General features: G+C 33.9%; 19 protein-coding genes and 1 pseudogene. 10 read left to right on the forward strand and 10 right to left on the reverse strand.

Features of this window, described 5'->3' with window-relative positions; genetic code table 11:
* Positions 1-115: 115 nt before the first annotated feature.
* Positions 116-1,165 (reverse strand): FecR family protein, encoded by a 1,050-nt coding sequence (locus tag AABJ51_RS14890; RefSeq protein WP_338373207.1) that lies wholly within the window; start codon positions 1,163-1,165, stop codon positions 116-118.
* A 262-nt stretch (positions 1,166-1,427) separates the two neighbouring features.
* On the opposite strand from AABJ51_RS14890, the gene AABJ51_RS14895 reads away from it, so the two are divergent.
* The 10 genes and pseudogenes from AABJ51_RS14895 to AABJ51_RS14940 all read left to right on the forward strand — a co-directional run.
* A complete protein-coding gene (locus tag AABJ51_RS14895) occupies positions 1,428-2,045 on the forward strand; it encodes an RNA polymerase sigma factor (protein WP_166786286.1) in 618 nt (205 codons plus the stop codon).
* Positions 2,046-2,173: 128 nt separating this feature from the next.
* A complete protein-coding gene (locus AABJ51_RS14900; protein ID WP_338373208.1) occupies positions 2,174-4,864 on the forward strand; it encodes a TonB-dependent receptor in 2,691 nt (896 codons plus the stop codon).
* Between the two features lie 14 nt (positions 4,865-4,878).
* Positions 4,879-6,045 carry a glycerophosphodiester phosphodiesterase family protein gene (locus AABJ51_RS14905; protein WP_338373209.1) on the forward strand — a complete coding sequence of 389 codons (1,167 nt, stop codon included), beginning with the start codon at positions 4,879-4,881 and terminating at the stop codon, positions 6,043-6,045.
* 303 nt (positions 6,046-6,348) lie between these two features.
* A complete protein-coding gene (locus AABJ51_RS14910) occupies positions 6,349-6,711 on the forward strand; it encodes a DUF1304 domain-containing protein (protein ID WP_338373210.1) in 363 nt (120 codons plus the stop codon).
* 102 nt (positions 6,712-6,813) lie between these two features.
* Positions 6,814-7,296 (forward strand): Crp/Fnr family transcriptional regulator, encoded by a 483-nt coding sequence (locus AABJ51_RS14915; RefSeq protein WP_338373211.1) that lies wholly within the window; start codon positions 6,814-6,816, stop codon positions 7,294-7,296.
* A gap of 63 nt (positions 7,297-7,359) precedes the next feature.
* Positions 7,360-8,382, forward strand: a complete 1,023-nt coding sequence (locus AABJ51_RS14920; RefSeq protein ID WP_221411756.1) for an NAD-dependent epimerase/dehydratase family protein — start codon at positions 7,360-7,362, stop codon at positions 8,380-8,382.
* A gap of 170 nt (positions 8,383-8,552) precedes the next feature.
* Positions 8,553-9,017, forward strand: coding sequence for a TspO/MBR family protein (locus AABJ51_RS14925; RefSeq protein WP_338373212.1), 465 nt, complete (start codon positions 8,553-8,555; stop codon positions 9,015-9,017).
* 116 nt (positions 9,018-9,133) lie between these two features.
* Positions 9,134-9,898: an SDR family NAD(P)-dependent oxidoreductase gene (locus AABJ51_RS14930; protein WP_338373213.1), complete on the forward strand. Its 765-nt coding sequence runs from the start codon at positions 9,134-9,136 to the stop codon at positions 9,896-9,898.
* 31 nt (positions 9,899-9,929) lie between these two features.
* The gene (locus tag AABJ51_RS14935; protein WP_338373214.1) at positions 9,930-10,844 is read left to right on the forward strand and encodes a helix-turn-helix domain-containing protein; all 915 of its coding nucleotides are present in this window, start codon (positions 9,930-9,932) and stop codon (positions 10,842-10,844) included.
* A gap of 550 nt (positions 10,845-11,394) precedes the next feature.
* Positions 11,395-11,535: pseudogene (locus AABJ51_RS14940) on the forward strand (transcriptional regulator); the annotation flags it as partial.
* Positions 11,536-11,962: 427 nt separating this feature from the next.
* Here the strand turns inward: AABJ51_RS14940 and AABJ51_RS14945 are convergent.
* From AABJ51_RS14945 to AABJ51_RS14985, 9 genes are all read right to left on the reverse strand, one after another.
* A complete protein-coding gene (locus tag AABJ51_RS14945; protein ID WP_338373215.1) occupies positions 11,963-13,315 on the reverse strand; it encodes a Fic family protein in 1,353 nt (450 codons plus the stop codon).
* Between the two features lie 9 nt (positions 13,316-13,324).
* On the reverse strand, positions 13,325-16,459 hold the full coding sequence (locus AABJ51_RS14950) for a hypothetical protein (protein WP_338373216.1): 3,135 nt from the start codon (positions 16,457-16,459) through the stop codon (positions 13,325-13,327).
* Positions 16,425-17,024 carry an ABC-three component system middle component 1 gene (locus AABJ51_RS14955; protein ID WP_338373217.1) on the reverse strand — a complete coding sequence of 200 codons (600 nt, stop codon included), beginning with the start codon at positions 17,022-17,024 and terminating at the stop codon, positions 16,425-16,427. The genes AABJ51_RS14950 and AABJ51_RS14955 overlap by 35 nt, the downstream gene beginning before the upstream one ends.
* Positions 17,002-18,336 (reverse strand): ABC-three component system protein, encoded by a 1,335-nt coding sequence (locus tag AABJ51_RS14960; RefSeq protein WP_338373218.1) that lies wholly within the window; start codon positions 18,334-18,336, stop codon positions 17,002-17,004. The genes AABJ51_RS14955 and AABJ51_RS14960 overlap by 23 nt, the downstream gene beginning before the upstream one ends.
* A complete protein-coding gene (locus tag AABJ51_RS14965) occupies positions 18,333-19,394 on the reverse strand; it encodes a ComEC/Rec2 family competence protein (RefSeq protein ID WP_321577299.1) in 1,062 nt (353 codons plus the stop codon). The genes AABJ51_RS14960 and AABJ51_RS14965 overlap by 4 nt, the downstream gene beginning before the upstream one ends.
* A 10-nt stretch (positions 19,395-19,404) precedes the next feature.
* Positions 19,405-19,605 carry a helix-turn-helix transcriptional regulator gene (locus AABJ51_RS14970; protein ID WP_338373219.1) on the reverse strand — a complete coding sequence of 67 codons (201 nt, stop codon included), beginning with the start codon at positions 19,603-19,605 and terminating at the stop codon, positions 19,405-19,407.
* 490 nt (positions 19,606-20,095) lie between these two features.
* Positions 20,096-20,938: a DUF5712 family protein gene (locus AABJ51_RS14975; RefSeq protein WP_338373220.1), complete on the reverse strand. Its 843-nt coding sequence runs from the start codon at positions 20,936-20,938 to the stop codon at positions 20,096-20,098.
* A gap of 3 nt (positions 20,939-20,941) precedes the next feature.
* Entirely contained in the window at positions 20,942-21,526 is a 585-nt protein-coding gene (locus AABJ51_RS14980) for a BfmA/BtgA family mobilization protein (RefSeq protein WP_338373221.1), read from the reverse strand.
* Positions 21,527-21,830: 304 nt separating this feature from the next.
* Complete coding sequence (locus AABJ51_RS14985; RefSeq protein WP_338373222.1) at positions 21,831-22,184, reverse strand: helix-turn-helix domain-containing protein; 354 nt, start codon at positions 22,182-22,184, stop codon at positions 21,831-21,833.
* Positions 22,185-22,278: the final 94 nt, after the last annotated feature.

The raw sequence follows: 22,278 nt of genomic DNA on the forward strand, positions 1-22,278 counted from the left end.
CTGAAAAAAGGACAAGGCTTGAGCTGTTCTTCTTTTCTCAGAAAAACTGTATTTATAAAAATTTATAGACAAAAGGGGATGATGAACTACTCTATCCTTGTTGTGTTAATATGTTTTATTTGTAAATAATAACTTTTTGAGGGTTCTCAAATTTATACTTCACATCATACACTTCAGAAATATTCTGTAAAACATTTTCGATCTGTGCATCTGCCGGATAAGATGCATTGAAATGGTTTTGATTCAGGATTCCTTCTAATATAACCAAATCTACGCCATAAATCTGTCTCACCCTCAGTTTTAACTCATCTACATTAGCTTGTTTAAGAACTAGTTTATTGTGTATCCAGGCGGCGGCATCCTCCCAGTTTCCCAAAGTTTCATTATATTCTCCGGTTTCTGTATTATAAGTAATTTGCTGGTTGGCAATGAGCTTACCGATTGTTTTATTACGGCAAATCACTTCTACTTTACCCGAGCGGACTGATATTTCATTTTTCTTTATTTCTTTATAAGCTTTTATATTGAAGGAGGTGCCTTTTACTATTGTTTCTATATCTCCGGAATGAATAATAAAGGGCTTCTCAGGATTTTTTGCTACATAAAAGAAAGCTTCTCCGTCTTCAATCCATATTTCTCGTTTGTTAACATTGAATTCCTGTTCAACATATAAGATACGACTATTACGGTTTACATGTAATATGGTTCCGTCAGGCAGTGTAACCTGTTTTAGTTCATAATTATCTGTCTGGCAAAGCAGATCTTTTGAAGTATTGCCCGTTATGGCTTTGTCTTTATGATCAGGAAATTGATTAAGCATATATATTCCTGAAAGAATTGCTATAACCAGAATTGCTGCTACTGCAGCATATTTACTGAAGAATATAATGCGTACCTGTATTTTCTTCTTTTTATCCGGGTTTGGAATTCCAAGGGCAGCAAATACATTTTCTTTAACCTGTCGGCGTCCTTCTGCCAATAAGTCTTCGTTTCCGCTATAATACTCAGACGTATCCTCCGGATTCCAATCTTCTATTAACTTCTCATTATTCTTATCTAGTTTTCCCTGAGTAAAATGTTCGAATATATGTGAGGTTAGGAGTAGTTTCTTTAAATACTCCAGATGCGATTGCTTCTTTCTATTGTTTACGTTATGCATTTTCATTCATTTTGTGGAGAATATATCCTTTTGTCGGAATTTATATTGCTCTATAAAGATAAACGAGTCGAGTAAGGCTAAATCGGGCAACAAAACTGTTAAGTGATTGTTTCGAATTTGTAACAATGGATTATTTGTTTGTTTTACAGTGTTTTGGTGGGTGAGTATTTTTCTGAAAAAATGTTTATTTATAATTTTTAATTTATTAATACTGTCGTAACATATAAGAAATACATTTACTTCCGGAATATACCAAATCATTATGACTATGTCTGATAAAGAATTGTTAGAGGCTATCGCTTTAAAAGATGAGCAAGCTTTTAATACTTTTTATGATAGGTATGAGAAACTGCTCTATAAATGGGCATATAACCGTACCGGGGATATTAATCTGACAAATGAGATCACACAGAATTTTTGGATTAAAGTGTGGTCGGAGCCAGCTTTAATAAAAACCGATGATAAGGATTCTGCTCGCAACTTCTTGTTGCATCATTATACTTATAGGATGATTGACTATTTGAAGTCTTCTTATTTTAAACTGATAGGTGGAGAAACCCGTAAAGACATAGACGAAATAGATGCAGTTATGCCTTATACACATGTGGAAGAAGAATTTAATTTCAAAGAGGTTAATAATATAATCAACAGTATACTTGAGATGTTACCCGAGATTGATCGGGAAGTAATAACCCTTATCTGGCAAGAAGAATTGTCTATCAAAGAAATTTCCAGATATCTGAAGATAGATGAACGAACTGTCCATTATAAATCTAAAGACGGAATTTCATTTATAAAAAAGAATATAAAAAAGCTATACAATATAAAGGAGCAACAAAATAATGAAAGTAAAGATTCAAACCTGTTTAATGAAATTTCATCCTGATAATAAAACACTCTTAATACATGTGAAAATATTAGCAGAATTGTAATAGTTGAGAGATTCCTCAGTAATTGTATTTATGTTGCTTTGACAAGTATATCAAAGACATATAAATAAATTAAATACTTGTTATGAAGCTTATCAGTTTATTATTCAGCTTACTGCTAATTGTTGGCTTTAATGTAACTCTTAGTGCACAGCAGAACAGAATATCCGGAAATATAACAGACGATAAAGGCGAAGCCTTAGCCGGAGTTAGTGTTGTTGTAAAAGGTTCCCGAATCGGCACTAACAGTGATCAGCAAGGACAATTCAGTTTATCAAATGCAAAGAATCAGAATATCCTTGTATTTTCTTTATTGGGGTATATAACGAAAGAAATGGAAGTCGGTGAAAATATGCGGGTAACTTTGAAAGAAGATACCCGATTACTTAATGAAGTTGTTGTTACTACTCAAAAGAGAAGCCAGAGCAATATTGAAGTTCCGGCTGCCGTAAACGCTTTATCAGGAGAAAGTCTTACAACCTTGAATGTGCGTCAACTAGACGAACTGTCGGAATATATTCCGGGGATGCAGATGCAACTGCAAAGTCCCAATAACCCCGGCTACGTTATTAGAGGTGTAACATCGGACGATGGAGATTCACGTTCTCAACCCCGGGTTTCGGTGTTTCAGGATGGTATATCCATTTCCCGGTCGAGGGGATCTGCCGTTGAATTATTTGATCTCGAACGTATAGAGGTTGTTAAAGGACCTCAAGGAACACTCTTTGGACGAGGAGCTGAAATTGGAGCATTACATCTGGTAAGACATAAACCTGTAAATACTTTAGGCGCAGAAGTTACTCTTGGATACGGATCGCATAATGATAAGCTGGTTACAGGATTTATAAATACTCCCATAGTAAAAGATAAATTATTGAACCGCTTTTCGTTCAATTATAACGATAGAGATGGTTTTATAAAGAATCTTTCAGGAGGTGATCTGAATGGAAAAAATACATGGGCAATCAGAAATTCGACTCGCTTATTTGGCGGAGAAAAAACTGTTGCAGATCTTATTCTCGATTATCAGCACGATAATTATCCCGGAACATCTTTCAAGAACGGGCAATATGCTCCAACGGGCGGGAATACAGATCCGAATACAATGGCTGATCTGGAACAAGGCAGAAACTTGTATATAAAAAGAAATGTGGGAGGTGCGGGTCTGTTGATAGATCACACGATTAATTCTAATTGGAAGTTTTCATCTATATCGGGATTCCGAGCTTTCGATTCCGATGAGTCTTTTGATGCCGATGGTACTGCTGCTCCTATTCTTTGGGTCTCGGAAAAAGCTAAGGGTACACAATTGAGTCAGGAATTCCGATTCAACTATGATAATAAAGATAATTTTTCGGGTTTTATCGGGGCAAGTTATTTTTATGAAAATAATTCTCAGGAAGTACCGATGAGAATCAATGAGCAAAGTCTTTATCCTGCTTATATTTCGCCGATATTGAAGAAAATGTTGACAGAACAGTTTGCTGCAACAGGTTTTTTATCGGAAGAGCAGGTTGCGGGTATTGCAAATATGCTGTTTCCATCTATTCCTACATTAACGGATGGTAAGCCTAATTATGTAACTAATATACCTGATATCAGAACTACACTGGAGCAGGTGTTCAGTGCTCAGATGGGTATGCCTCTTAAGTTGGAGCAAATATTTGCAGCTTTGCCTGCCGAAACTCAGAAACAGCTTATCGGAACCATCGATTTATTATCGAACCATCCGATAAATGAGTACCACGAAGAGTCTTCTAAGAATACAGGAGTAAATAATGCTGCTGAGTTTTTTGCCGATGGAACATATAAAATTACACCAAAATTGGGACTCACAGGAGGTATCAGGCTGAGTTATGAAAATCAGAAAGGCTCATACCAAGCAGCAGCTTCGGCACAACCCAGTATATTTGGCCAACTGATGAATGGTTCTCCTAATTTATTGAATCCTGTTTCTGCTGGAAAAATCTCAGCATCGAAAGATTATTTTTCATATGTCGGACGTTTGGCTTTGAATTACATGTTTGATCGTAATAATATTTATGCGAGTGTATCACGCGGAAGACGTCCCGGGGTAGTTAGTATACTACCTTCAGAAACAACATATCTCCAACCTGAAATTATATGGAGCTACGAGACAGGAATAAAAGGTAATGTATTGCAGGGGAAACTTAATTATGACTTTACGATGTTTTATTATGATTGGAATCATTTTCAGACAACTTCATTAAAAACAATAGAAGGCAGTCTTACTCCCCAATATCAAGCCGATGATGCAGGTAAGGCTCATAGCTTCGGAATTGAAACCGGATTGAAATACCGTTTCTTACCTCAGTTAAGTGCATTTGCCAATTATGCGTATATTGATGGTAAATTCAATGAAAAGGATGAAGACGGAAATCCCCAGGAATATGCAGGAAATCGTTTTCGTCTGACTCCCAAGCATACATTTTCTGTAGGTATCGATGCCAATATACCGATGAAAGGAGGAAAAACTATATTCTTTCGTCCGGCATATTCTTATAAATCCAAAGTATATTTCGAAGATGATAATACCGAGTTGCTAAGCCAGAAAGGTTATGGACTGTTTAATTATACAGCCGGAATAGGATTTAAAATGAATAAAATGTATTGTGAAGTCAGTACTTATGGTAAAAATGCTTTTGATAAGAAATATATTATTGATGCCGGAAACAGTGGTAATACAATAGGTATGCCCACATTTGTAGGTGGTAGTCCCAGTCAGTACGGAGTACAGATTAAAGTAGGATTTTAAAAGACAATACAACAATGAAAAAAATATTATTATTTATCGTATTAGCTCTCTCGTGTTCGGGAATCAAAGCTCAAGTTAAAACCAATCTGCAAGATTATGCCGGACGTTATATTTTTCCTGAAGGCAGCCTCACGGAATCGGCAATTATCTCAATCGTAAACGATACAGTTTTGAACATTTCGGCCTCTATCGGCGAATGTAATCTGAGATACTCGAAACAAGATGCTTTTGACTTGCCTCAATATGGTGGTGATATTGTATTTTACCGTAATTCAGCAAATGATGTTCAGGGTTTTAAAATCTCAATACCTATGGCAGGGATAGAAAATCTAGAAGCATATAAAGAAGCAAAAGTTGTTTTTGAAACTCATGGACACAGAGGTAATAGGGGAGGACAACCCGAAAATACGATTGCAGCTATGATAAGTGCCATGGATATTGGAGTGACAACTCTAGAAATGGATTTACAGGTTTCTAAGGATAAAAAGATAGTCGTTTCTCACGATCCATATTTTAATGAAAAGATAACCACAACACCGGAGGGTAAATTCTTATCGGTTGATGATGCACACAGAAGGCTGTTATATACAATGAACTATGACAGTATCAAAAAATATGATGTGGGCTTAAAGTTCAATCCTGACTTTCCTGATCAAAAAAAGATAGCAGCTAATAAACCTTTATTGTCAGATCTGCTGCAAGCCACCGAGACTCATTCAAAAGCGATTAAACGCACAGTTCTTTATAATATTGAGATAAAGTCCGATCCGGCAGGTGATGGTATAAAACATCCGTCAGTTGAGGAATTTACAGATCTGGCGATGTCTGTAATTTCTAAAGCAGGAATTAGCTCGCGGACAATTATTCAGTCATTCGATAACAGAGCTTTGCAGGTAATGCATCAAAAATATCCGGATGTAAAGTTGTCTTTATTAATTGAGGAAGATGATAAAAGGTCTGTTGAGCAAATGATAAGGGATTTAGGTTTTGTGCCGGAAGTGATAAGCCCTGCATTTGAACTTGTAACTCAGAATATGATACGATACTGTCATTCAAATAATATACAGGTGATTCCCTGGACTGTAAATAATGAAGATGATATCACACGACTTAAAGATATGGGGGTTGATGGTATTATTTCTGATTATCCTGATCGTTTAGTCAAAATAGCTAAATCTTAAATTTAATGTATGGGGTAGGTTCTTTGGCTATTTGTAAAATATGTTCGAATTTCTTGCTTCGAAGTATAGGGGGCAGTCTTTCTCTCATCTCTATTGCTGTTTTTATAAAGCTTTTATGTTATTCATGATCCATAATCTTTTCTTTTGATCAGATGAATAATACTATCTCTCCCCTGCCTTTTATGTCTATGGATTGGCAGAAACATATCTTTCAACGAATTCATAATAAAACAAGCTATTTTAATCAATCGTTTGAAAAATAAATCTTTACTTCGTATACAAATACTCTTAAATACGAAAAAGGTGGAAATATTATCTAAAATATTAATAGGACTTGTAGCTCTTGAGCATATCTATATCCTTTGGATCGAGATGTTTGCATGGACAACAAAAGGGCGTACGACATTCAAAAGCATACCGGATGAATTATTCGGGAAAACCAAAGGTTTGGCAGCTAATCAAGGGTTGTACAATGGGTTTCTTGCTGCCGGGCTTATCTGGTCACTGCTGATAGAGAATCCCTATTGGAGTCAGAATATAGGATTGTTCTTTCTTTGCTGCGTCGCTATTGCAGGAATCTATGGAGCGATTACTGCCCAAAAATCAATATTTTTCAAACAAGCTTTGCCGGCTCTGATTGCAATTGCAGTCTTATTATTGAAATGATGAAAGTCCATGCATAAACAACTGATAAAAGATATTTCAATTAAGTATAAAATACAAACACAGGATATTGAATTGTGTAAAAAGCTATTTCAACCTGTTTTGATGCCTAAGAACAGAATTCTGGAAGAAGAAGGGAAAATTCCTCAACATCTATATTATATCGTATCTGGATTTATGCGCCTGTTTTATTATAATGACAACGGGGATGAGGTCACCATACATATTAACTGTCCTCATGGCTTTTTTACTTCATTTTCAGAATTTACAAACCAAATAAAAGCATCGGTAAACGTTGAAACAATTACAGAATGTCAGTTACTTCGCATCACTAAACAGGATTATGATACTCTAATGAGAGAAAGCTCTATCTGGAAAGATTACGGAATGTATGTATTGTTAGATTCTATGTCTTATAATGAAGCGCGCTCTAAAGACTTGGCTACTTTAACAGCAGAGCAACGTTATCTTAAACTGATGAACTCTCACCCTGATATTCTTCAAAATGTACCATTACAATACATTGCGTCCTTTCTTGGTATAAAACCTGAAAGTCTCAGCCGTATAAGACGAAGTCTGATTAACTAACAAAAGTCAAGTGTAATTGATTCTTCTATTCTGAATTTTGTGTCATAATTATTAAATATAAAAATGATGACACAGAAGAATTTTGTTTTAGTCACAGGAGCAAACGGACATTTAGGTAACAACTTAGTGCGATTATTAATATCTAAAGGTTATCAGGTAAGGGCATCTGTACGTAATATAAAGAATAGAAAGCCATTTGAGGGTCTTGATTGTGAAGTAGTACAAGCGGACATAACCGATAAATCCTCAATGATTCAGGCTTTACGGGGTGTAGATACATTTTATGCTGTAGGTGCAGTTTTTAAACTATGGGCAAAAAATCCTCAAAAGGAAATCTATGATGTGAATATGGAAGGCTGCAAGGTTATGATAGAAGCAGCCGCAGAAGCAGGAGTTAAACGGATTGTTTATGTCAGTTCGATTGCCGCATTAGATTACACAAAAGGAATTCCTATCAGTGAAGGATCAGGTTATAATCCTGATCGTAGGGATATGTATTATAACTCCAAAAATGATGGCGAAAAGCTAGCCTTTGAACTGGCTAAGAAACATAATATAGAATTGGTTGCCGTATTGCCTTCTGCTATGATAGGTGGTGTTATTGCAGATCGTTTGAGTAATTCGAATGAGATATTAAAAGCGATCTTGAATAATAAATTGCCTATTGAAACCAAAATAACCTTGAATTGGATAGATGTGAATGATGTAGCTGAAGGTTGTATTTTAGCAGCAACCAAAGGGCAATCGGGAGAGCGGTATATTCTGGCAAACGAAAAATGTATGACTATTACAGAATCCATCAAACTGGCAAACGAATTGTTCCCCGAACTAAGACTGAAAAAGCCTCTTCCTGTACCTAAATTTGTATTGTTTGCGTTCGGAGCTTTATTAAGTTTGGCTGCTAAAATATCCGGTAAAGCTCCTGCAATGACGACTAAAGAGGTTAATATGTTTTACGGTCTAGTACAAGATTTTGATATTTCTAAGGCTAGAAGGGAACTTGGCTTTAATCCAAAACCATCCGGGCAGGCATTAAAATCGGCTTTATCGTATATGTGGGAAGAAAGAGAACAGCTGTTGAAATAATCATTTAATAAAAGTTGTCAACGCCTAATCTAAAATCGGTTGAGATTGTTTTATATGATAAAAAGCAAATGATTATCTATCATTTTTCTGTATTCGAGTTTATAGAACGAGCTGTTGAGGTATAGATAGGTGATAGCGGGTACTAATCATAATAACTAATATTTATCTATATGAGAAAATTTTTAAACATATTACTTCCTGTAATTATCTGTTTTTTAGTTGGATTTACAGCCAGTTATTTTCAATCGGAATCTATACAAACATGGTATCCGACATTGGATAAACCGGAAATAACCCCGCCCAATATAGCTTTTCCAATTGCATGGAGTATAATATACCTATGTATGGGTATTTCTATTGGATTGATATTGAATTCAAAAGATCGCGATAAGAATTTTTTCATTTCATTATTTGCAGTTCAGTTGTTCCTTAATTTTACATGGAGTATTTCATTCTTCTATCTGCAAAACCCTCTTTTGGGTTTTATCAATATTATTTTGTTGGATTTGTTTGTTTTATACTATGCTCTCAAATGTTATCCGGCGCAAAAAGTGAGTGGAATCTTGTTTGTTCCTTATATACTTTGGTTGTCTTTAGCAACATATCTAAATGCTTATATCCTGATATACAATTAAAATCTATTGAAAAGAGATTAATGAATTATTTGATTTTTACCATAAGCTGATTGAATCATACAGTATCGATGGGCTATATACTAATATCTTTGTGTTGTAATTAAAACTATTGAATTATGTCACAACAATCAAAAATTGCATTAGTAACAGGCGGTGGCCGTGGACTAGGAAAAAATATGGCTATAAACATAGCCCGCAAAGGATTGGACGTAGTCCTTACCTATAACAGTAAAAAAGAAAGAGCTTTGGAAACAATAGCAGAGATAGAGCAAATCGGACAAAAAGCTATTGCTCTTGAACTCAATACTGCAAATGTAAAAAGCTTCGATTCTTTTTTCGAATTACTCAAAAAGGAACTGTCAGCCAAATTTGGTACTCAGAAAATAAACTATCTGGTAAATAATGCAGGTATCGGAATTAATACTCCTTTTGCAGAAACAACGGAAGAGGATTTCGACATTCTTTTCAACATCCATTTCAAGGGTGTTTACTTCTTTACTCAAAAAGCATTGAGCATACTCGAAGACGGAGGTGGCATCATTAATATCTCAACGGGACTGGCTCGTTTCTCTCGCCCGGGATATTCCGCTTATGCATCAATGAAGGGAGCCATTGAGGTATTAACAAGGTATCAGGCAAAAGAACTTGGAGTCAGAGGTATTCGTTCTAATTCTGTTGCTCCTGGTGCTATTGCGACCGATTTTGGAGGCGGCATTGTGAGGGATAACGAGAATGTTAATAAAATCACTGCTGGTACAATTCCATTAGGAAGAGTCGGATTACCGGAGGATATTGGCGGAGTCGTTGCATTTTTATGTACAGATGATGCACGGTGGGTGAATGCTCAACGGATCGAAGTTTCCGGAGGTCAAAATATTTGAAAAGGTAAAGAATATTTAAGTTCGTATTATAATGGAAAAGGCGTTGTCATTAGCGGATTTTTATCGCATTAAATTAGGAATCTTACCGAGTGAAATTATCGGGAAGATAGGTCAGTTCAATGTCTTTTCTTTGGATGATTATGTACATCCGGATCACACAATCCCATATAGTCGTAAGGATTACTATAAGATAAGCCTGATATCCGGTAGTAATACAGTTCATTATGCCGATAAAACGCTGGTTGTAGAAAATAACATGCTTCTGTTTGCAAATCCACAGGTTCCCTATAACTGGGAACCTGTGAGTTTTGACAAGACAGGTGCATTTTGTGTTTTTACTGAAGACTTTTTCAAAGGATATGGCGATTTTAAAGCCTATCCTTTGTTTCAGCCTCATGGAATACCTATATTGGATCTGAATGATGAAGAGTTCAGTCAGGTATGGATAATTTATGATAAAATGTTTGCGGAGATTGCCTCTGATTATATGTATAAATACGATGTCCTTCGCAATCTGGTTACAGAACTTATTCACACCGCTTTGAAGATGCGTCCTGCTATAATACAGCCTGTAGGACATAAAGAGTCTTATGCTTCTGACAGAATCTCAGCTTTATTCCTCGAACTTCTGGAGAGACAGTTTCCGATAGAATCCACAATACAAAGTATCCGCCTTCATTCTCCAAGTGATTATGCACAGCAGTTAAATATCCATGTCAATCACCTGAATAAGGTACTGAAAGAAGCCACAGGAAAAACTACAAAGCTATTGATCTCAGAGAGGATCGCCTTGGAAGCAAGAGCCTTGCTGAAGCATACCAACTGGACGATCAATGAGATCGCTTTCTGTTTAGGATTCGAGGATCCTTCACATTTTATTAAGTTCTTCAAGAAGAGTGAGCAGGCTACTCCCAATGTATTTAGAAAAATGAAGTATGAGTTATAGTCTCTTTTTCTGAGAGATCGAATTTATTGATGGCTGGTTTTTGATAGGGGAGTATCCGAAATGATCTTTCCTGTGAGATTGCCTTTAACTAATAACCTTGTTCTCTTATTTTTCACTCAACTACTGTCTTTCTCTGACTTTTATTGACTTTGGTGAAAAAGAAAAAAGTCTATTAATCAGTAGATTAACAGACCCTATGTCTTTAATTGGCTTCTCCTGTCTTTTCAGGATTTTACCGTTTTGTGGGCGTTGACGGATTTATTTTCAATCAACTAACCCGTATGCTGTCAGCATATTAGCGATATTGTCTTTTTCTCTTTTCACTCGATTTTCACTTTGTTTTATAAGTGAATTTTGGAGGACTTTTCCTCCCTAAGCGATGAAGTAAAAGTAAGATTTTTGTTTTAGAAAAACAATATTTTTCATTTGATTTTATCTATATGTCATACCCTAAAAGAGCATTTAGAGTATTTGTTTTCTATATTAGTACCCAAAGGGATAATTATGAAAATGGACCATTATCAGCATATGTAAGCAAAAGTAATGTGACTTAACTTATGTAGCTCTTTCTGAAAAAGCTAGTGTCGGATTTCGCTTTGTTTGTAAGCTAGAATAGGGCAAACAAACCTTACGAGTGGATAACGTAAATCAGATATTAAATCTATTTGGAGCTGAACTTACGCCCACTTGAATGGATAGAAGTAAATTAGAATTATAAAACAGGCTGAAACACTTATGAATGATTCGGATTCAGAAGCGATTAGCTTAACTATACCTTTGAGGTACAAGCCATATCAAGTAAAGTATTGTTTTCCTTTTTTGATGGATAATACCGCTGGGACGGGTCATATATCTTCAACTCGTTTATACAAGCCAGTTTGCATGATGTCTAAAAAGCAGTCCTTGAGTCAGGCTACGATTGTATTTCACTATTTTTCTGCTTACTTCACAACTTCTTGTGGTGGTATTGTAAAGGTAAGGAATTGTTTTGGAAATTCAATTTATGTCTTTCAAATTCATCTTCAATTATCCCCTAAAAGGTATAATTATTATTACGAAGTATTGCCATATACCCTAAAGGGTGTAAATATCTAAATTTTAAATATTAGTTGGTAATATCAAAGCTTTTCTTTTAGTTGTTTTCCTAATATTGTTAAGCGATATTTTTGCAAACTGCTATTTGGCTTATCAGGTATAGTCATTTCAACAAAACCAATATCTAATGCAGGTTTTAGGTAATTAGATCTGAAATTTTCCCTATGAGAAAGTCCTAATTTATTTTGTATTTCTTGCCTATCCATTTCTTTATCCAAACTTTTAACAAGTTCCTTGACTTGCTCGGTCACTTGCTCGGTCACTTGCTCGGTCACTTGCTCGGTCACTTGCTCGGTCACTTGCTCCGAAACATGGAATGTCATTCGTAAGAAATTTTCGGTAAATTTAAAACATTCTTTGCCATAAGTTCTTAAAATACGAGGGATGCCAGATCCTAAATGTTCTACTAAATCTAAGTCTCTAAACACTCGCATCAGCTCTTTGTTACGAGGGACAGAATATCCTTCAAAGAACTCTTTTTCGGTCATACCTTGTGGCAAGCTACCGAATGAGGTAATTTCTATTCTATCATCAAAGAACTCAAACTTCGGTGGAACTTCTGAGGTATAATCATTATGCACCATCGCATTAATTACAGCTTCGCGTAATGCGACAGCATTCCAGAGCCTTTTTTCTTCACGTTCTTTAGGGGTAATTTTAGCTAAGGTCTTATTTTCTACATCAATCTTATCAAGAACTTGCTTTGTCGCCTTAACCAATGAACAATAACCATATTCGTTATTTTCCTTTAAATCGACTCTATCAAGTCCATCATATTTAGCAACCTTTATTGATGTTCCATTTGTATCAGCTAATAGATAAGCTACATAATTATATCTACCATCTTCTGTGAGTAATTCTAAATTGGATGCGAATTGCTGATTTAGCGTTTTGTTTGCTCCCTCATAATATATCTTTAGTTGTTCAAATGTAAGATTCTGATTAGGAGATTTGATTTTGCCAATAGAGTTCCGTGTCCGTTTAGCAAACAGAGATTCAATCATTCTGATAGGCATCGGCTCGGCTGCTGTTCCAATACGAATGAATGCTCCTCTTTCTGACATTCCAAGTTTCTTGATATAGTAAGGTTTTTCTGTACCGCTGGCAAATGTGACCTTTATCACATCAATAGAATCTATATTCTCTATGGTAACATCAAATAACCCCATGCAAGATGGCTTGATATTATTTTTTAAGCGATCCTTTATTTTTAGCATATCACCATCCGTATCACTAACACCGATGGCTTTACCTGTTTTGTCTACTCCAATATAAATAACCCCACCTTCTTGATAATTCAGAAAAGCAACAGCTTCTTTTTCTAAATCATCAGTCAGTTGTTGTTTGTATTCTATGCGATTCGTTTCGGGATTCATATTGAATAATTAATTTTGCTTCACTTTACCAAACGTTTCTAATTCGATATACTTTGCATTGAATCTATCAGAGGGTATTTTCTTTTGCAATAGATTATGAAAATTCTCATCGTGTGTAGCCAATACAATCTGTTTTCTCATATTGACCGATATGCTTCTTAACAAGTCGATAGTCGATAAAATATTAATGCTGTCCATCGATTGAATAGGATCATCAATAAAAATACATTCAACAGAATTGCCATTATTATCTTTAGCATTTAATGCCTTTGCTAAAAAAATGCTTAAACTCAAAATATTCAATTGTGCTGTACTAAAATATAGTGTTGGAACAATAGACGTACTGTCATTTATACCTGTTACAAATACATTTAATCGAGGTTTATCTGTACTAAAATCACATTTGAATTTAATTTCTTTATATACTGGGTGTGGATCGATTTTTTGATACAAGGAATTGATCAACTTTCCGTGAAAAAAAGATTCCATCTGTTTGTCAATATATTCAGAAAGTAATTTCCGTTCTTGTTCTAATTTAGAGCATACGAAATTCTCTAAAAATGATTTGTCTTTCAAAATAATAGCTTCTTTCCGCTTGAATTCTTCATATTTCAAAAATGGCAGTACGCTTTCCTTGTACACTTTTGTTTTTTCGAATGATTGAATAATACCCTCTATTTTTGAAATTGCTTCTTTTTGAAATGAATTTGTATCATTTAGTAACTTCTCTAATTCATTTTTGCTTTTATTATAGAAATCTATTTCCAACTCCGATTTTAGAAAATATTCAAATGACGTAACCTTTTGATTAAGAAATTCCATCTCTCTTTCAATCTGTTGCATATCTGAAGAAACAACCGTTTCTTCATTTTTTTCTAATATTTTTTGATATTCTGCGAGTGATTTGATACATTTCTCTATCTCATCCTTTACTATATTTATCTTTGTCTGAAACTCCTTTTCTCGGTTGTCAAATTCAGTAATAATATTATTTACTTCGATTTGATTTTCAGATATAAAATTGATGATTCTTGCATAAACATCAGTATCTTTTAATTCATCCAGTCTCGCTTTCAAATTAGGAATTTCATACTCATTAATAACAGACCTACGTTGCTCCAATGGTTGACGTGTCATAACATTTCCTTTTTGATCAGCTTTCAACGCCTCAGAGATCTTCGATGATTCCGTTAGTTTGTCCTCAAGGTCTTTCTTGATAGATTCTGTATCATTGCCTCCTAGCTCTTTCAATAGCTCATTGATTTCTTTATCTAAATTTGAGGCTTTCTGTTTGTATCCTTCAATTGATTTTGCTAATTCACTTTTTGCAATTATCTCTTTGGATTGATTTTCTTTTAGACTATTAACAATAGGATTAATAGCAGTTAGAATAGCAGCCTTTTCTCCTTTTTGTTGTTTGAATAGCCTTTCTAAATCTTGTTCGTTTTTAGTTTTCTGCGATAAAAGATTTTTCATCCTTTCAGACAAAAATGTATTCTCTGAAATATTTTGAATCAACACTTCAAATTTATCGTAGTCATGTTTGCAAAGAGGACAAACAGATAATTGGCTTTTGCTAACAATATCGACCCCTTTGGTTACTAATTGCTCTATATCATCATTAAGTTTGTTTGCGTTAGTTATTTCTGTTTCAGTTTTACTTAAAGAGACTTTCGACTCTGCAATCAAATTAGCACTTAATTTCAACTGTTTAATTCTTTCGTAAAAAGAATTTGTTTTTTCATTTTCAGGAATCTGAAAATTATCAACTGATATTTGATTTATTATTTCACTCCAATCTCTAATCTCTTTTTCTATTAGATTTATACGATTTTCGTATTCGTAATTTCTTTTTGTAGAAGAATCTATAAGAAAAATTAAATCTTTTCTTTCTGCATTCTTCTCTTTTAAAAATTTGGATAGCTCAGGAATTGCAGCTAATTTAGAGGATCGTTTTTGGCGACTGTCTATTTCTGAATTTAATTTTACACTAATTTCATTATGAGTATCCTGTAAGGGCTTAAGTTTCAAGTCAATCTCTTTCAGCTCTTCGTTTCTTTTTCCTATCGAATCGTTTATGGTTATCAACTCTTTATTGACTTCTTGATATTTAGGATATATAGTCAATAGGTCTACGAACTTTAATTGTGCTTGCGTGATTTTATGAAGTTCCTCTTCTTTGTTATTTTTTGTCCTTTCTATTTTATGGAGCTGTTCAAATTCTTTTTTTATCTTTTTTAGAACAATCAATCTCTCATTGAGTTGCTTATCTTTTTCTTTGTAGTCAAAATATGATTCAATATTTATACTGCTAAGATTATTTCCCGTAACTGCGGAATCAATTACTGCAGTTTTTTCTTGTAATTTACTTACTTCATATCTTAAATCAGTAATGCGCCCATTAATTAAATCGGTGAGTTGTTGAATATGCTTTTCTGTATAATCGAATTGAACAAACGGAATTTTCTCTTCCTTTTCATTTAATAGGCCAATTTCAGAATTAATTTTCGATAATATTTCTGGATCAAAATCAAAATTGATTTTTGACTGTTGGTCTTGTAATTCTTGTACCAATCCATTTATCTTATTATTGTTGTATTTAATAAGTTCGATTATTGTACTATACTTATTATCAAGATTTACATCCCCAAATGATTTGATAAATTTTGCATACCGAATGCTTGCATCATCTTCTTTTAAAAATGCATCAATCCATTCTTGAGATAGCAACACATGTTGAAAATATTCACGCTCTTTAATAGTCTCTTTTTCATCAAACTTAAAATCACGTTGATTAGACCTTAGTCGACCTATTTTTTGTTCAAAAGGGTCCTTTTGGAGCGTAGTGTGAAGCCTGACAATACTCTCTGTATTAATACTGGCAAATTTGTTTCTTATGATATAATTTGTTTCCTCGGCTTTTGCCGAATTTTTATTATCATCTTTTCGTCTAAGAAAACGACCAATGTTATTTGTGAAACCCCATTCAACAGCATCATAAAATGAAGTTTTGCCGAAACCATTTGGAGCATAGATTGAAATGAAATCAGCGATTTCATCTGATTTTGTCATGAAATCAAATGTCCCATCTTTAACTTCATTGTAAGCTCTAAAAGCTTGTATTTCTACCTTCTTGAATTTCATCGTTTATTTCTTTAATGATTTGTTGATATAAACTGTCAAGTTCTTCCTTGTCTATGCTTCGTCCAGATATTTTTAAGTTACTATTTTCAACCAATTTATATATTTTTGAATTATTAGAATAAGTTGATCCTATGGATTGTTCTATTATATCAATTGGTTCTGATATATCCAAATCATTATTAATAATATGACCCTGTATTAATTGAGATATTGAATCTATGTTTATTGAATCAGATATATTGTCTTGAATAATTTTTCGGCTAGAAAACTTATCGTTTTCTATTTTGTATTTTAACTGGTTACTCACATTCTTCTTTACAAGAAATAAGATATAAATATTCCATCTTTCAAATTCCATCGTGTCATCATCGAATTCAGATTGATAATAAGCTGCTATCGAACTTGTAATTACTTCCCAATTATCATCAAGCTCTTTTTCTGATTCAAAAAAGAAAGAGAAAACGCTAACAGTACCAATAAATTCTATATTTGACAGCTGTGGCTTAAACTTAGAGAATAAGTTTTCGAGGAAATCAATATTTCTAATTTCTAATGATGCTTTCATATTCTTGTTTGAGTTTTTGAAAAAGTTCTTCTTCGTTTGAATTGTCAAAACGACTATAATCTTGTTCCTTATTTATTACACAATCTTTTTGGAATGCATGAATATGTATATGCGTAAAACTTTCAAATGGATTATTGACACCTTCATCTATTTTCATTTGCTTTCGGGGGATATGTCTCGCAATATTTGAAATCATCCCCCTTTTTACTATTGTTTTTTGGGGAAGAGTTTCATTGGCAAAAATTATGCACGCATTTTCTTTCAGTCCTTTATAGTCTGAATAGGCCATCTTGTCTTTAAATAGATTTCCCCAATCTTCTCTTGAGGAAGAGTATATTATACGATATTTATTGAAAACATCTTCTAATTCTTCTTCAGTTTGCGGATTTTCTCCTATGATTTTTAAAATAATCAGAAATTCAAGCCAAGCAATCCATAAGCCTTTTCGGAAAAAACTATTCTCCTCTTCATTATGAATAAGCATTCTTTTATTTAACTTATTCTTGATAATGTTAGGAGTTAAAGGACTATTTATGATTTCATCAACTACATTTTGAAGGCATAATCTTGTGTACTCAATATTTTCACGTTGAAAACATCCATCTAGATTCATAATTTGTTTTTTTAAGAAAACAAATGATTTATAATATGGTGGCTGTAATGCCGACAAGTATTGTGGGTGTGCATTTATTATTTCATCAAATAAACTAATAGGTGAAAATTCAATTCGTCCCAACTGCTCGTTTTTGGCATCTGACATTTTATTTTGAATTCCAGCCAATAGGATATAATCCCCAGAAATTTTCAACATTCCGCCACCTGAATGGCCTACAATTTCTTCATAGCTTGTATTATTTGGAACTTGTCCCTCTCTGAGTTGATTGGCGCTCAAATTTAGGATGGTTACATTCTCGTCACATCTATACCAATTTTCTTTCATGCTAAAATTAGCATTTCTTCGGGTTTCAGGATAACCAGCCAAGAGGTAGCCAATTCTTTCATTTTCGATATCATCAATTCTGATTATATTGTCTAAATCATGAATTTTCCCAATCTTTATAATTGCTATATCTCTTTCGTAATGAGGAAAATAATTATCATTCTCAACTAAGTGGTCAAAAGGAATTTCAATTTCATCCCAACCATTATTATTCAATTTGAATCTTGTTAATTGGGTAATCTGGTTATTCACATTTACTATATTATGTTTTGCTGTTAATACATAAGAATATGTATTATCTATTGGTTGGAAGATGCAACCACTTCCACCATTTACAATTACAATATACTCTTTGATGGAATCAATGCTCATATTTTTATATATTCTAAGTCTCCAACAATAGAAAAGTTTGAAAAGTCAGAAAACTCCTGCTTTGTAAAAATGTTTAATGCCAATTCCGGATAGTTGAAATAGAGATTCACTTGTTTCTTGTTTTTTATTATTCTTGCCAAACATCGTTTGTCAGGTAATTTATGCCTGCTCCCATTTGAGCTAATTAGAAAATTATTAGTTTGAATTAATTCCAATAATTCCACATTTGTATTTGCTTTACTTCCATGATGAGATATTTTCACAAAATCGACTTTCAATGGGTTTTCAGATGAATATCCTAGACTCACTAAACTATCAACAATCGTTTGAGGATGTGCATCGCCAAGAAACAATATGTTTTTATTTTGTTTCTCAACGATAAAAGCGATAGAACTCCCATTATGTATAGAGTCGTCTTCTTTGAAAGAATCCGTATTTATAAGGTCGGATAGACTTAAAGAATAGTCGCTTGTACGAGAAGTTTCCGATATGGGGCACTCTTTTTCCCATTTGCACAAAAGTGATCGTAATTTATCATTGGATGGTGATAGAATCGTAAATTTCAATCCGAATATATTGAACTCATCTCCACTTTTAATAATTCGTCTATCCCAGATTTTATTTTGTTCGATGAAGTCCTCAAAAATGACGCCTTGAGCAATTGTGGTATTACTACTTGAAGTATTTTTTATCTTCAAGAGATTTTCTTCAATTTCTACTTGCTGAAAATACTCGAATATAAGTCTACCCGAATTAAACCATACCTTTTTTACCAAATCTTTTGCATTTTCATCTTGTTCAAACCAGTTTAAAATTCCTCCAATATGGTCATCATCAACATGAGTTAGAATAAGTAAATCAATAAATTCGTTTTGATTCTTTATATGCTCAATTAGCTGCTTCAATTCTCCATCTTCCGCTTTTCCCTTTTTATTTTTATATGAATATGTTTCAGGGGTTCCGCCATCAATCAAAACATTATGAAATATACCTTCTCCATCTTTAATTCTAAGATGAATAGCATCTCCATTGTTTGCTTGTAACAATTTGAATTTCATTATTCTTTTATTATTTTGCCATTGAAACCAATAAGTCTTTCACTTCAACATTTAAAACCCTTGCTACTGCAAATAACGTTTCAAGTGATGGTTGAGGCACATTTGCACACCAACGAGAAACAGTAGCTTCGTTTTTACCTAAACTTTTCGCTAACCACTTGCCTGTTCGTTTTTTCTCCGCAAGTACAATTTTTAATCTATTCAAATCCATTCGTCAAATTGTTGATGCATTTTGCAAATATATTGCTTTTAATGTAGGTTTGCAACAATGAAATACAACTTTAATTATCAATACACAAGGTATTTATTAACCGAAATCATAAGTCTTTTCTTTTTAGATTTGACCTTTCAGATTTGTAATATACCTTGTTTCACAAATGTAAAATGGATTACATTAACTTATTCTTTTGAAAGTAGTCAATCGATAAGACTTTTTACTGATACCACATAGGTCAAACCATCAATAGCTTTGAGTCCCAACTTCCGAGCAAATAAAATGCTTTTATTATTGGTGGATTGTATTCCAAGATGTTCGTATCCATATTTAATTACTATTTGAGTTAAGAATCTAAGTAAGTGTGTGCCATGACTTACACGTTTCTTTGTAAAACTAATTCGAGCTATAATCAATGTAATCTATTCAGTTGTTTCTTTGTGAGGTTACGATATTATCTGGGGTAAGATATACAAACGATATGTAATTATCTCCTGAACTTTTGTTGTGGTTTCTTCTTTTTTCTTTTTAAAGCAAGTTGTTCTTCCTCTTTATCTTTATTTACATCAAAACTAAATAACCCTAAGCCAGAAGAGAAACCTAAATCCGAATTCTTTACTGTCTGTTTAGTTTTTCTTTCATTGAGAATTTGTCTTTCCTGCATTATGAGTTGGTCTGTAATACTTTCATTCTTCATGGTATTGCAATATTCAAAGGTTTCTATTAGCTTTCTGTCATAGTTGAATAATCTATCAAAACCTTGTTCTACTTGTTGAAAAAGATTAGTTCTATCAAAACCACCCTTAACTATTCCTTTCTCTGTATTGCGATGATTGGTTAATGGTGAGAGTTTGATTTTATTCGCTTGATCTTTCCGACTGACAATAATATGACAGTGCATATTCTGTTCGTTGTTTGACCTGTCTCTATCAAAATGTATCTTACCATAGAACTTAATATTCTCTACAGATAGTCCTTTGTTGAAATTCTTTGCATATTCAGGGATAAATACTTCCCGAATATATTTTCGCATGGCTTCAGTTTGTTCCTTTTCTGTGTTTCCCATCGCTTGCAATTCCTTAGCCGATGGGCTGACATGGATAGCATAAAATTTAGCATCCGTTTTAAGAAGTTGGGCTTTGTTGTTATCTATATCTTTTATTACTTGCGACTTATACAAATTCTCTTCTGTCAGATTGAAAAAGCCTTCTGTATAAATACCTTTCTCCATACGTTCTAAATCCTCGTGTTCGAGATATGCTGCAAGTCGTCTACTGCTCCCTGCATTATTGTATGTTCCTTTCGATGGTGGTGGAAAATCTATATTCATAGATTATTCATTTATGAGATTGGTTATTTCGGCTTTTAGATTCTCTTTTCGTTTTCCATCCATTAATCCTGCTGTGGCTAGTTCCGAATATAGGCTGATTAGTTGCAACAGTTTCTTATTATCCTTTTGCTGATTCTTGTAGATTGCTGATAGCTGTTTCCCCTGATTATTGATAGCATCTGCATGTCCTGTGAATCGCTCACTCAAAATCTTTAGTAGATTGTTCTGTCCTTCCTGATTGGCTTTAAGATGGGAGAGAATAATATCTTCCATTGACTTGATAATCCCATCAAATCTACTCGCTATTGAATTACTCGTCCGTATCATCGGATTGAGTTGTTCTTCTTCATAGTGTCGGATAAAACGAATAATATCATCCTGTCGTCTATTGATCTTTCTGAGTTCTGCTTTTGTTGATTCGGGAGCTTCACTCGGATTGATATTTGCCTTATCTAAATACTGAAAAGCGAGTTTTGTAATTTCTCCTTTTTTCAGTGAATAGCGTTTACAGAGTTTTTCTATAATTCGATCCGTTTCCTTATCTATGGCTATGGTGGTAAATATGGTTTTTCGATTCTGTTTTTCCATTGTTATAACTATTTTATAGTTATTGATATATCTAACTTGCTTAAATAGAATTGTCTATCAATTCCAGTTATAGCAAGTGTTATAACAGTGCTTTTTGATAAAGCACTAAAGCCGAAGGCTTTGCCCCGAAGGGCAAGAGGAGAACAGGACGATAGTCCAGTTCCCTCTTGCTCAATTCAGCGAAACAAAAAGAGCCGACAGGCGATGTTGTTTCTGCTGGATGCGGAGCGTTATTACAAGGCGGTGGACTAAATACAGCCTTCATTAGATTTCATAATTCTGCTTAAATCCAAGAAAAGCGGAATTATTCATCTTCATTAGCCTTTTTATCTCTGTCTTTCTTCGGATGCTTCTTTTCAAACTCCTTATAAGTTCCGAAATCCATGTATTCACGAACAAATGCACGGACATCATTAACACGATAGTAAGTTTTATGACCTATTGAAAAATAAGAGAGTTTTCCACTGGTGCGAAACCTTTGTAAAGTACGATAGGACACTTTAAGAAGAAAAGCTAAATCTTGGTTGTCCAAAATCTTTTCGTCTTCTTCAAATACATCAGATGTGTTAATCAGGGATTTCAAGTCCTGACCTATTTCATTCAACTTTTTGGATAGTTTTTCCATCCATTTTTCAAAGTCTTCGGTGTTGATATACATATTGCTTCATTTTACAGATTAATACTAATTTTTCAATGCATTGATGAAGCAAAGGACGGTAGAACAACTCAATAAAAATAGGGGAATTCCTATT

Source organism: Indolivaga capnocytophagoides (assembly GCF_036511535.1).
In the GTDB taxonomy this organism is placed as follows: Bacteria; Bacteroidota; Bacteroidia; order Bacteroidales; family Dysgonomonadaceae; genus Dysgonomonas_A; species Dysgonomonas_A capnocytophagoides.